10 protein-coding genes and 1 pseudogene (1 of these 11 cut by a window edge) are annotated in these 12082 nt (G+C 66.5%); 4 read left to right on the forward strand and 7 right to left on the reverse strand.

The features are described 5' to 3' along the window. Window positions 1-577: hypothetical protein (locus A2X88_01415; GenBank protein OGP33190.1), on the reverse strand; the 577-nt coding region annotated here is incomplete at its 3' end. A 229-nt stretch (window positions 578-806) separates the two neighbouring features. On the opposite strand from A2X88_01415, the gene A2X88_01420 reads away from it, so the two are divergent. Next, the gene (locus A2X88_01420; GenBank protein ID OGP33198.1) at window positions 807-2750 is read left to right on the forward strand and encodes a hypothetical protein; all 1944 of its coding nucleotides are present in this window, start codon (window positions 807-809) and stop codon (window positions 2748-2750) included. Window positions 2751-2784: 34 nt separating this feature from the next. Here A2X88_01420 and A2X88_01425 read toward each other — a convergent pair whose 3' ends face one another. From A2X88_01425 to A2X88_01450, 6 genes are read right to left on the reverse strand one after another with little or no spacing between them, the layout of a single operon-like run. Beyond that, on the reverse strand, window positions 2785-3525 hold the full coding sequence (locus tag A2X88_01425; GenBank protein ID OGP33191.1) for a hypothetical protein: 741 nt from the start codon (window positions 3523-3525) through the stop codon (window positions 2785-2787). A 10-nt stretch (window positions 3526-3535) separates the two neighbouring features. Further along, a complete protein-coding gene (locus tag A2X88_01430; GenBank protein ID OGP33192.1) occupies window positions 3536-4984 on the reverse strand; it encodes an RNA-splicing ligase RtcB in 1449 nt (482 codons plus the stop codon). A gap of 54 nt (window positions 4985-5038) precedes the next feature. Then, a complete protein-coding gene (locus A2X88_01435; protein ID OGP33193.1) occupies window positions 5039-5458 on the reverse strand; it encodes a hypothetical protein in 420 nt (139 codons plus the stop codon). After that, the gene (locus A2X88_01440) at window positions 5455-6192 is read right to left on the reverse strand and encodes a hypothetical protein (protein OGP33194.1); all 738 of its coding nucleotides are present in this window, start codon (window positions 6190-6192) and stop codon (window positions 5455-5457) included. The genes A2X88_01435 and A2X88_01440 overlap by 4 nt, the downstream gene beginning before the upstream one ends. A gap of 11 nt (window positions 6193-6203) precedes the next feature. Continuing rightward, complete coding sequence (locus A2X88_01445) at window positions 6204-7508, reverse strand: hypothetical protein (protein ID OGP33195.1); 1305 nt, start codon at window positions 7506-7508, stop codon at window positions 6204-6206. Beyond that, on the reverse strand, window positions 7490-10537 hold the full coding sequence (locus tag A2X88_01450) for a hypothetical protein (protein ID OGP33196.1): 3048 nt from the start codon (window positions 10535-10537) through the stop codon (window positions 7490-7492). The genes A2X88_01445 and A2X88_01450 overlap by 19 nt, the downstream gene beginning before the upstream one ends. 241 nt (window positions 10538-10778) lie before the next feature. Between A2X88_01450 and A2X88_01455 the strand changes: the two genes are divergently transcribed. The 3 genes and pseudogenes from A2X88_01455 to A2X88_01465 form a co-directional block, all read left to right on the forward strand. Next, window positions 10779-11063, forward strand: a complete 285-nt coding sequence (locus tag A2X88_01455) for a hypothetical protein (protein ID OGP33199.1) — start codon at window positions 10779-10781, stop codon at window positions 11061-11063. 23 nt (window positions 11064-11086) lie between these two features. Beyond that, complete coding sequence (locus A2X88_01460) at window positions 11087-11839, forward strand: twin arginine-targeting protein translocase TatC (GenBank protein ID OGP33197.1); 753 nt, start codon at window positions 11087-11089, stop codon at window positions 11837-11839. A 76-nt stretch (window positions 11840-11915) separates the two neighbouring features. After that, window positions 11916-12082 (forward strand): annotated as a pseudogene (locus tag A2X88_01465) (hypothetical protein) (it continues 169 nt past the right edge of the window).

Raw genomic sequence — 12082 nt, forward strand, 5'->3', positions numbered from 1 at the left:
AAGGATCGAGGAGGAACCTCACCTGGAAATCGGCCAGCCCCAGGCGCTGCGCCTCCCGCATGAGCGGCGTGACATCGATCAACACTCCCACACGCGGAGGAATAGGATCGGTCGAAAGGATGTTAAAAGTACCCCGCGTCAACAAGGACGGCAGCACCGTGACATCGTAATCCGAACTGATCAGCGGGGGAGGGAACCAGACCAGGTCCATGCGGACAGGGACTGTGGGAGAAAACTGCACCGTGTCGATGAATATTTCGAGAGTCGCCGATACAATCGTGGCATCCGCAGGTACCGCATCGAATCCCGTGGAGCCGTCCAGAGGGAAATGTAAAAACCCCCTGTACTCGGTACCGAACAAACCAATTGAAGGATCGATTCCTACACGGACGGATCCTGTCCCACTGGCCAGTACGGGAGAGGAAAGGATTCCCGTATCGATATCTTCCGCGATATCTCCGTCGACCCCAGGGTCGCTGAGGATCTGTGCGACGAAGACGGGGTCGGAGTGTCCGCCGCACCCGTTCAGGGCCAGCGCGACGATCGCCGCGAACCCGAGATAGAGCAGTTTCCGCATGGCCGCCTCCTCCCTTTCCCCTTGGACGCTATTTTACCACCGGGTTATTCACCCCCGGGCACCCTCGCGACGGGGCCCCATGCTTTCCGCCGCTGCGGGGCGGCCGCGGGTATAATAGTCCCGTTGAACGAGCGATCCGGGAAGGGGCGGGGATTTGGCGGGGTTCTTCTCGAAGAAGACGGTCCGCGGACTGTCGCGCGGGAGGCTGCTGGTTCTGGCGGCGGTGCTAATGTCCTGCTTCCTCGCGGGCACCGCCTCGGGGCTCGTCCTGCTGGCCAATTTCGGCGACTTCCCTTCGGTCGAGTCGATCCAGTCCTACCGGCCCAGCATCACCTCCAAGATCTACGACCGCTACAACCGGCTCGTCGGGGAGATCTACCAGGAAAAGCGGACCCTGGTCCCGTACGAGAGCATCCCGAAGCATGTCGTGAACGCATTCGTGGCGGCCGAGGACGCGAACTTCTTCAATCACAAGGGGGTCGATTACACGGCGATCGCCCGGGCGGCGCTCAAGGATATCCTCTCGGTGAAATTCGCCCAGGGGGGGAGTACGATCACCCAGCAGACGGTCAAGCAGCTGTTCCTCTCCCCGGAGAAGAGCATCCGGAGGAAGCTCAAGGAAGTGATCCTGGCCTACCGGATCGAGAAGAAACTTTCCAAGGAGGAGATCCTCTACCTCTATCTCAACCAGATCTACCTCGGGGACGGGGCGTACGGGGTGGAGGCCGCATCCCGGTCCTACTTCGGCAAGGGGATCGGCGAGCTGAATCTCCCGGAGGGGGCGATACTCGCCACCCTTCCGAAGGCGCCGAACCGCTATTCCCCCAGGATCAACCCCGAGATGTCCAAGAACCGGCAGCGCTACGTCCTCCGGAGGATGGTCGAGTCCGGCTTCCTTTCGCAGAAGGAGTCGGACAGGGCCTTCCAGGCGAAGCTCACGCTCGCCCCTCCCTCCGCCTTCCGCTCCAAAGCCGCCTATTTTCTGGAACATATCCGGATCTACCTGGCGGAAAAGTACGGCACGGAGGCGCTGTACCGGGAGGGAATGCGGATCTACACGACGATCGACGGCAAGCTCCAGGAGGCGGCGAGCGACGCCCTGGTGGAGGGAGTCCGAAGAACCGAGGAACGGAACAAGTACAAGGACCTCCAGGGGGCGCTCCTGGCGATGGATCCCCACACCGGCGCCGTCCTCGCGATGGTGGGGGGAGTCGACTTCGCCGCGTCCCAGTTCAATCGCGCCCTCCAGTCGAGGAGGCAGCCCGGATCGGCCTTCAAGCCGGTCATCTACGCCGCGGCGGTCGACGCGGGGAAGACGCTGGTGTCGACCCTGTACGACTCCCCCGTCGAGTTCGACCTGGACGACACCGAGATGTGGAAGCCCCGGAACTACGACGGGACCTTCCTCGGGCCGATTCCCCTGATGGAAGCGCTCGCGAAATCCCGCAACCTGGCCACGATCCGCCTGCTGAACGAGATCGGGGTAGACCCCACCCTCCGGATGGCGAAGCGGCTCGGGATCGAATCGCCGGTCGAGAGGAACCTCTCCATCGCCCTGGGCTCCTCCGGGGTCACCGGCATGGAGCTGGTCAACGCCTACTCGACCTTCGCGAACGGCGGAGTCCGGCCGACCCCCTATTTCATTCGGGAGGTCCGGGACGTCCGGGGGAAGGTCCTGGAGAAAACGGCTGTCAGGACCGAGGCGGTCCTCTCCCCGGAGACGGCCTACCTGACGGTGCGCCTGCTGCAGGAAGTGATCGCCAGCGGGACGGGGCAGGGGGCGAGGAGCCTGGGACGAGGCCTTGCGGGAAAGACGGGCACCACGAACGAGAACACCGACGCCTGGTTCGTCGGATTCTCGCCGGACCTGGCGGCGGGAGTCTGGGTGGGATTCGACAACCCGAAGCCTCTGGGGGACCGCCAGTCGGCGGCGGTGGTCGCCCTGCCGATCTGGAGCGATTTCATGCGCAGGTCGCTCCCGCTCTTCCCGGAGCGGGAGTTTCCCGTGCCTCCCGGGATCACCTTCTCCCGGGTGAACCCGGAAACGGGGAAATCGCTCCCCCCGGGAGCGGGCGGCGGGATGTTGCTCCCCTTCCGGCTGGGGACGGTTCCCGAGGAGCAGCCTTTCCGGAAGGTCGGCCCCGGCGGAAGGCCGGGCGACGATCTCCTGTAGCCCCGCCGGGCGCGGAAACCCCCAGCCGGAACCGCTACCCCATCCTGGCCACTGCGACCATCCGGGGGGAATCCTCCCCCAGAGGGGCGCCGGAGAGGGAGCCGAAGAAGGCCACCGTCTTCATCCCGGCCCGGTAAAGCATCCCGGACAGCTCCTCGGTGGAATAGACGCGCACGTCGAAGGTCGAGGAGATCCGGATCCCGTCCCTCCGGGTGAGCAGGTGCCGGGCTTTCGCCCGCCGGCTCTTCCGGTCGAACCGCATCGTCATCCGGAGCCTGCCCGAAGGGACCTCCCTCGTTTCGTCCCAATCCTCGAGCCGGTGGAGCCCTTTCCCGGCGTTGCGCAGGTCGAGCAGCAGGACTCCCCCCTTCCGGAGGCTTTTCGCCACGTTATCCAGCACCTGCTGGTTCTCCCCGTCGTGAAAATAGCCAAAGGAGGTGAACAGGCTCAGACAGAGATGGAAGGCCCCCGGGCGGCAGAAGGTCCGCATGTCCTCGCGCACCCACTCCACCGAGACCCCCTCCCGGCCGGCCCTGTCGCGGGCCATCGCGAGCATCTTCTCGGAAAGGTCCACCCCCGTGACCCGGTATCCCCTTCGGGCCAGCGGGATCGCGTGCCTCCCCCTCCCGCAGCCGAGATCCTCGACCGACGACCCGCGGCGCAGGGAGAGCATGCGAAGGATCTCCTCGACCTCCTGCTCGGCGTCCTCCTCCAGAGGCCCGAACAGCTCGGGGTACCGCTCGTCGAAGATCGTCTCGAACCAGGCCCCGCGCATCGACTTCCTTTCACCCCTTCACGACCGCCAGCGGCCGCAGGCGAGCGACTTTCCTGGCGATCCCGGCATTGTGGACGACATCCACCACCTCGGAGACATCCTTGTAGGCCTCCGGGATCTCCTCGGCGAGGGTCTTCGGGGAGGCGCTGGCGACCAGCACTCCCCGTTTTTCCATCTCCCGGACGACCGATCGGCCCCCAACGCTCGACCGCGCCTGCTTGCGGCTCATCCGCCTTCCCGCCCCGTGGCAGGTGGACCCGAAGGAGAGCTCCATCGCCCCCTCCGTTCCGGCGAGGACGTAGGATGCGGTCCCCATGTCCCCCGGGATCAGGACCGGCTGGCCGGTCTCCCGGTAGGCGTCGGGGAGGTCGCGGGCGCCGGGCGGGAAGCACCTCGTGGCTCCCTTCCGGTGGACGAGCAGCTCCCGCCTCCTCCCGTCCACCTCGTGCCGCTCGAATTTCGCGTTGTTGTGCCCGCAGTCGTACACGAGGCGCATCCCGAGGTCGGAGGGCCCCATCCGGAGGACCTTGAGAAAAACCTCCCGGGCCTGGTGGGCCAGAAGCTGGCGGTTCGCGAAGGCGTAGTTTGCCGCGGCGGCGAGGGCCTCCAGATAGCGCTCCCCCTCGGGGGACCGCACGTGGGCGCAGGCAAGCTGGCGGTCGGGAAGCTCGATCCGGTTCCGGCGCATGTACTCCGCCATCGTGACGAGAAAGTCGTCGCAGACCTGGTAGCCCAGCCCCCGGGAGCCCGAATGGATGAGAACGACCGCCTGCCCCCGGAAGAGGCCGAAGGCGCGGCCCGCCTTCTCGTCGTAGATCTCGGCGATCTCGTCGATCTCGATGAAGTGGTTCCCCGACCCGAGGGTCCCGAGCTGGTCCCGTCCCCTCCGCTTCGCGACGCCGGAAACGGCGTCGGGATCGGCGCCCGGGAAACAGCCCCCGCTCTCGGTGAACGCCACGTCCTCCTCCGTGGCGAAGCCCCGGGAGGCCGCCCACCGGGATCCCTCCCGAAGGACCTTTTCCACGTCCTTCTCCGCGAGGCGGACGAAGCCGGTCGAGCCGACTCCCGAGGGAACTTCCCGGTGCAGCGCGGCCACCAGCTCCGGGAGACGGCCCGCGAGCGATCCGGCCGTGAGGTCGGAGCGGAGGAGCCGCACCCCGCAGTTGATGTCGTATCCCACGCCGCCGGGGGAGACGACCCCCTCCTCCACGTCCATGGCGGCCACCCCGCCGATGGGGAATCCGTACCCCCAGTGGATGTCGGGCATCCCGATGCTGTATCGCTGGATTCCGGGGAGATGGGCGACGTTGATCACCTGGCGGATTGCCTCGTCCTTCACGATCTCGGTCATCATCCGCTCGCTCGCGAAGACAAGGCCGGGCACCCGCATGCCGGACATCTGCGGGATTTCCCACATCGTTTCCGACCGTTTCCGGAGAGGGATATCCTGGAACCGCATGGCCGACCCACCTTTCCCGCCTGGTCGGCCACGGGCCCGCACGGATGGGTGCCGCTACACGTCCACCACGAAACGGGCGACGAATCCGCCCGGCCTTTTCTCGACGGTCAGGAGATGCCGGGTCACGGCCTTGATCTCCCGGCCGAAGGTGTGCCGGGTGAAATCGGCCGGCTCGCCTGACGCCGACATCGTCACCTGGTTCCCCTCCATCCTAACATGCGCCCGCCGCACGAGGAACCGGTCTACCTCGAATAGAAGCAGGGCGGCGCGAAGCAGGAAGAAGAGGCGGTCTTCGGGGGAGGAACCCTCCACCCGGACGGTCTTTTTCCAGGTCTCACGAACGCGGCGCCGGTCGGTCAGGAGGGAGAACAGGGCGGTGGCGCAGGAGGCGTAAAGCCGCGGCATGTCCTCCCCGACCACCTCGATCCGGAGGTCCGCGGTGTGCGGCAGGAGCCGGTATCCCCGCCTCCTCACGTCCCGTCCGCGAGCCGCGAGGCGAAGAAGCGGGGGAGGCCGGCCTCGAGGACCCGGGTCCGGCACCGCTCCACGTCGTAGGAAACGCGGATCCAGGACGCCTCCCAGGATCCGGTGTCGACGACCAGGAAGCAGGCCCGGGGGTCCCGGTCGCGCGGCTGGCCGACGCTGCCGGGGTTCAGCATGGCGCTTTCCTTTTCCGCCAGGCGGAAGTTCTTCAGGGGGGCGGAGACGACGCCTCCTTCCTCCCGGCGGACGAAGGCGGTGGGGAGATGCGTGTGCCCGAAGAGGACCAGCCGGAGCCCCTCCGATTCACCCAGCAGGTCCATCTCCTCCTCCGCATCCTCCGTCAGGAAGAGGTAGCGGTCCGGGTCGGAGGGCGCACCGTGGACGAGCAGCAGCCCCCCGGGGAGCGTCGCGCGGACCGGAAGGCCCGAGAGATAGTCCAGCGACTCCTCCGATACCCTCTCCGCGGACCATCGGGCCGCCTGGAGGGCGGGCTTGTGGAAAAACTCCCCGCCGGCCTTCCCGCACACCACGGCGTCATGGTTCCCGAGGATTCCCTCGGAGCAGTTCGCCATGGCCCATCGGACGCACTTCTCCGGCTCTGCGTTGTACCCGACCAGATCCCCCAGGTGCACCACGCGGTCCGGGCGCAGACGGTCCAGCTCGCGCGCAAGGGTGTCCAGCGCGTCCCCGTTCGAGTGGATGTCCGAAACGACGGCGATCCGCAAGGTCCCGTGCGCTACGCCCGCGCGGCGGCGGCCCCGAAGACGTCGGGCAGCCGGCGGCGGGCCTTTTTCCTCTCGGAGTATTCCCGGACGAGGTCCATGAAGATCTCCAGCTCGTAGCGCCGGTCCACATGCGTCCCGTCGAAATAGAGGACCCGCACCGGGAGCCCTCCGCAATCCCGGGAAACGCGGGGGTAGATCGCCTCCGATACGATCCCGTTCATGCAGGAGAAGGGGTTGATGTCCAGGATTCCGTCGGCCCCTTTCCGGTGCAGGTAGACCGTCTTCCCCACCGACAGCAGCATCTCGCCCAGGCACCCTTCCGGCTTCATGTAGGGGCGGGCCAGCTCCATCACTTCGCGGATGTCGTGCGGCTCCTCGTACCCCCGGAAGTCCCCCCCGAAAACATCGAGAAGCGCATGCTCGTCCTTGCGCTGGAAATGCCATTTCAGCTTTGCCTGGAGCATCTCCAGTGTCAGCCGCTTCCCGTATCTCCGGAGCGCCCGGTCGTGGTCGGCGTTCGTGTACCAGACCCACTCGGTCACGTCCGAGATCCAGCACTCCCCGCCGCTTTCCTCCACCTTCCGGACGACGTCGTCGTTGCTGAAGGTGTTCAGCCGGCAGAAGATCTCCCCCACGACGCCGACGAGCGGCCGGGGCGAGGAATAGTCGGCCGGGACCCGGTGGAGCAGGGAGCGGCCTTCCCCGAGGGCGGCGATGAGCCGGGAGAGCTTCCCCTTCTGCGTCTCCCCGGGAACCTCGATGGCGCCGCAGAGGATCTCCAGGGCGGCGTCGAACGCGCGGTCCGCGGCACCCGGCTCCGTCTCGTAGGGGCGGACCCGGAGCAGCAGCTTGTGCAGGAGGTCTCCGCCCACCATGGCCCTCCAGGCGGTCCGAAGCAGTTCGTCCGCATGATCCCCCACCCCGCTGTACCCGTCCTCGCAGGAGGGGGAGATCAGCAGCACGTCGCCGAAGCCCATCTCCTCGAAGACCATCTTCATGTACGGCCCGTACTGCCCGAAGCGGCAGGGGCCGTTCGAGGCCGGCATGAAGAGGGCCATTTTCGACGGATCGATCTCCTTGTGCACCAGGAGCTTCAGGGTGTCCCCCAGCGTGACCTTCTGGGGGAGGCACTCCTCCCCGGAGGAGAAGCGTCCGCCCAGAAGGAGGGTCTCCTCGTCGGAGGGGGGCATGGACCTGGCCTCGACCCCGATCGACCGAAAGGCGGCCGCGATCGTACGGACCCCCGCTTCGGCCATGGGGGGGAAGAACACCGTCCTGCCGGAAAGGGAGGATCCGCTCATGGGTTCGCCCACCATCGCAAAACCCCCTTGCTGTCGAGATAGGCCTCGCACCGGGTCATGTACCCGGCGTCGTTGCCGTGCCCGTCGAACTGGAGGGACAGAAACGGCGACCCGGAGCCCCGCGTGATGAAGTGCCGGATGAAGGAGTCGGGGCCGCACTTGAAGTTCGTGATGTAGACGATGTGGAAGTTCGGACGGTTCCGGCACCACCGGGCGGAGGCGATGATCTTCCTCCCGTAGTTCCAGAACATGTTCTCGTGGATCTCCCGGATGTCGATCCCGTCCACGGGGAGGAAGTCGATCGGGATCACGTTCACGCCGTACTGGTCCCTGAGCTTCGAGGGGATGTTCAGGTTGATGTCCCGGTCGTAGAGATTGTACGAGCGTCCGATCAGGACGACGGCGTGCGCCCCCGCCTTCTCCACCGCGGATACGGCGGCCGCTCCGCGGTCCAGCAGGAAATCCTGGAATCGATTCTGCTCCCGCCAGCCCGCCCGGATCGCCCCCCGGATCTCGCCGCGGGACACGCCGAGGGGGCCGAAGCACTCGAAGAGGTCCTCGACCATCAGCTTCTCGTCGTCCCGGAAGCGGACCGTGGGCGAGAGGAGTTTCTGGCGGAGCTCCTTCTCCCAGGCGGGAACCGACGCGAACACGAAGGGCAGCGTCTGCCCCCAGGGGCAGAAGTGCGACTCCGTGTGGGTGTGCGTCGTCTCGGCGTTGATGACGTTCGGAACGAAGAGAAAGTCGATCCCGTCCTTGAGCAGCGCGCCGACGTGGCCGTGGGCCACCTGGATCGGATAGCAGGGCTCGGCGACCGTCCGATCTGCCCCTTCCCGCGCGATTCCCTTGTCGGTCCGTGGGCTCGTCTTCACGTCGAATTCCAGGGTCGAGAGGAAGGTCGCCCAGAAGGGGGTGCGATCGAAGAAGTACATCGCCCGCGGGAGCCCCACCGTTCCTCGGCGCCCCCGGGGGAGATCCGCCAGGAGCCGGTCGAGCCACTCGGCCCGCCTCGCCGGAAGATCCTCGACGACCGGCCGGAGGTCGGTCCGCGCGCTCCGGCGGTACTTCTCGGAGCACTTGTCCCCCCAATAGGTGTTCGTCCCGTCGATCCGGATCTCCTGCATGTCGCAGAAGTTGCTGCACCCCTTGCAGACGAACTCCCGCCGCCGGTAGTCGACCTTCTCCATGTCGAACCCGCGGAACCGGGAGGCGACCTGGGTCGCCCGGACCTTGTCGCGGGCGAGCAGCGCCATCCCGATCGCCCCGATGACCCCGTTGTGGGGAGGAACGATGATCTTCTTCCCGAGGATGTGGGTGAAGGCGGCCGCCACGGAATCGTTGTAGGCGGTCCCCCCCTGGAAATAGATCGTCTCCCCGATCAGGCGCCCCCGGACGACGCGGTTCAGGTAGTTGATGACCACGGAGTAGGCGAGGCCCGCCACCAGGTCCACCCGGTTCGCCCCCCGGTGGAGGTAGTTGTTCAGATCCTGCTCCATGAACACCGTGCAGCGCTCCCCCATCCGGACGGGGGCCTCGGAGGAGAGCGCCATCCGGGCGAATTCCTCCTTGATCCGGATCCCCAGCCGCTCCGCCTGCTCCTCCAGGAACGACCCGGTTCCGGCGGCGCAGGCGTCGTTCATCGCGAAGTCCACCACGACGCCGTCCTGGAGGCTGATGAACTTCGAGTCCTGCCCCCCGATCTCGAAGATCGTGTCGACCGACTGGTCGAAGTAGCGCCGGCTGATGAAGGAGGATCCGGTCTTGTGCGCCGTGATCTCGTCCTGGACGGTGTCCGCCCCGACCAACTCCCCGATCAGTTCCCTTCCCGAGCCGGTGGTTCCGACTCCGCGCACCGAGATCGCGTCCCCGAACTCCTCCCGGAGTTCGTGCAGCCCGTCGGTCACCACCTGGACGGGACGGCCCTGGGTGCGGACGTAGATCTCCTTGACCAGGTTCCCCTCCCCGTCGACCAGGGCAAAGTTCGTGCTCACGGACCCGACGTCGATCCCGAGGAAGACCTCCGTCCCGTTCCCGACCGGCGGCGGGGGAGCGATCCGGTCGCGCAGGAAGACGACATCCTTCGTGGACAGCGGAGGCCATGCGGGAAAGGCCTTCTCTCCTTCCGCCGGAACGGTCCCACCGGGAAGAAAGACTCCCCCGGCCCCCCGTTCCGCTCCGGGAGACTCCGAGGCGGCGAGAGCGGCTCCCAGCGCCGCGAGGTGCGCGAAGCCCCAGGGAAGGACGACGTCGTCCGGGGAGAAGGCGAAGGCCTCCCGGATCGCCCGGACCACTCCCTGGTTCGCGAAGAGCCCCCCGACGAGGGCCACCCGCGCGACCGGGTCCTTCCCCTTGTTGATGCTGCTCTTGAAGTTGCGGGCAACCGCCTCGCAGAGCCCCTTGAGGATCTCTTCCGGGGAACACCCCTTCTGCTGGGCATGGATCATGTCGGTCTTGGCGAACACGGAACAGCGCCCGGCGACGCGGGCAGAACTCGCCGCCCGGGCCACCATCTCCCCCACCTCCTCGACCGCGATCTGCATCCGGTTCGCCTGCTGGTCGATGAAGGACCCGGTCCCCGCCGCGCAGTCCCCGTTCGTGTCGTAGTCCCGGATGCGGACCGAACCGTTCCCGTCCGCCGCCTCGAGGCGGATCACCTTGGCGTTCTCCCCCCCCATCTCGAAGATCGTCCGGGCATCCGGCTGCACGGCGCCGACCCCCTTCACCAGGCAGCGGAAATCGTTCTCGTACCTCGCCCCCAGGATCGCGGACAGGTTGGGGCCGCTTTTCCCCGTCACGGCCATCCCCCCGATCCTCTCCCCGCCGATCCGTCCGATCCACTCCGCCAGCCGTTCCGGAACCTTCCGGTTCGGATCCCCCTGGAGCCGGTCGTAGGAGAGGAGGTAGGCTTCCCCTCCCCTTTCCAGGGAGGCCGGCACGTCGGAGAGGCACTGCGAGCGCACCTCCTCCGGAAGCGGCCCCCCCCCCGGAGGACTGTAGAGAACGAATTTCATGCTGATCGAACCCACGTCGATGCCCAGGAACACGCCGCCCCTCCTAGGATGACTCCCGGAATCTACCATGACATGGGGTAAGGTTCAAAATCCGTGCCCCAGGAATCGGTTCGGGAATCCAGGGGGATACGCCTATCCGGCCGGCGGGGGGCGGGGGGAAATCTTCCGATCGGATAAGGAGCCTATCCGATCGGATACCCTGCAATCGCGGGCATGGCCGGAATATAGTAAGATGAAGAGGTTCCGCAACGCCACAGGATCGGAAAGGACGGAGATGTTCGGAATCGGCCTGCAGGAGATGCTCGTCATCCTGGTCGTGGTCCTGATCTTCTTCGGACCGAAGCGTCTTCCCGACCTCGCGAAAAGCCTGGGGAAGGGAATCGCCGAGTTCAAGAAGGCCTCGGATGAGGTCCGGAAGGGGATCGACGACGCGGTCCGTGAGGATTCCGAGGAGGCACCCCCACCGAAAGAGGAGGCCGAGGCGAAGAAGCCGGACGGTGGCGACCCGAAGGCGGATTCCGCACGGTCCGAACCGCCGGCCTCCCGGCCGGAAGGATAACCGGGAACCGTTCCCTTCCTGCGATGACGACGGAACCCGAACCGACCGGGGAAGTCCGGCTCCCGCTGAGCGAGCATCTCGAGGAGCTGCGCAAGAGGCTGATCTGGTCGCTCGCCGCGATGGGGGTGGGATCCGCCCTCTGCTACGCGAAGGCGGAGGAGATCTACCGGACGCTCCTCGCCCCGCTCCTCTCCCACCTGCCCGCCGATTCGCGCATGATCTTCACGGAGCTTACGGAGGCCTTTCTCACCTACTTCAAGGTGGCGCTCTGGGGGGGATTCCTTCTGGCAAGCCCAGTGATCTTCTACCAGATGTGGAGATTCGTCGGCCCGGGACTCTACCGGAAAGAGAGAACGGTGCTGCTCGCCTTCTCGTTCTGGTCGACCCTGGGAATGCTCTCCGGGATGGCCTTCGCCTATTTCGTGGCGATCCCCCCCATCTTCACCTTCTTCCTCTCGTTCGGGGGATCGACGATCCTCCCCATGCCCTCGATGAAGGAGTCGCTCTCCCTCGTCCTCCGGCTCCTTCTCCTGTTCGGAGTGATGTTCGAGATCCCCCTGGTCCTCTACCTCATGGGGAGGGCGGGGATCGTCACTCCCGCCCTCCTGCGGAAGGGAAGAAAGGCGGCGCTGCTCATCGTGTTCCTGGCCGGCGCGGTCCTCACCCCGCCCGACGCGATCTCGCAGATCCTGATCGCGGTCCCGCTCTACATCCTCTACGAGGCGGGGATCCTTCTGTGCGCCCTCGGATCGAAAACGGGGGCGGCCCGGGGTTGAGCGGCCCGGCCAAATCGACTATAATTTAGTATTGTTCCCCGCACGTCGTGGGACAGGAACTCCCCGGGAGGAAACGATGATCGTCGAGTGCCAGGCCTGCCACACCCGATTCCGGCTGGACGAGTCCCGGATCCAGGGGCGCGGGGCCCGCATGCGCTGCCGCAAGTGCGGCGAGGCGATCATCGTCATGAAGGACCCCGGGGACCGTCCCGCTCCGCCACCGAAAAACCTTTTCGACCTCCG

The sequence above is a fragment of the Deltaproteobacteria bacterium GWC2_65_14 genome, assembly GCA_001797615.1.
Lineage (GTDB): Bacteria > Desulfobacterota > Deferrimicrobia > Deferrimicrobiales > Deferrimicrobiaceae > GWC2-65-14.

What these genes read in the sequence shown, in the direction of transcription:
- A2X88_01420 (OGP33198.1), top strand. Translation starts at nt 807, where the DNA reads ATGTCCTGCTTCCTCGCGGGCACCGCCTCGGGGCTCGTCCTGCTGGCC.
- A2X88_01425 (OGP33191.1), bottom strand. Translation starts at nt 3,525, where the DNA reads ATGCGCGGGGCCTGGTTCGAGACGATCTTCGACGAGCGGTACCCCGAG.
- A2X88_01430 (OGP33192.1), bottom strand. Translation starts at nt 4,984, where the DNA reads ATGCGGTTCCAGGATATCCCTCTCCGGAAACGGTCGGAAACGATGTGG.
- A2X88_01445 (OGP33195.1), bottom strand. Translation starts at nt 7,508, where the DNA reads ATGGTGGGCGAACCCATGAGCGGATCCTCCCTTTCCGGCAGGACGGTG.
- A2X88_01455 (OGP33199.1), top strand. Translation starts at nt 10,779, where the DNA reads ATGTTCGGAATCGGCCTGCAGGAGATGCTCGTCATCCTGGTCGTGGTC.
- A2X88_01460 (OGP33197.1), top strand. Translation starts at nt 11,087, where the DNA reads ATGACGACGGAACCCGAACCGACCGGGGAAGTCCGGCTCCCGCTGAGC.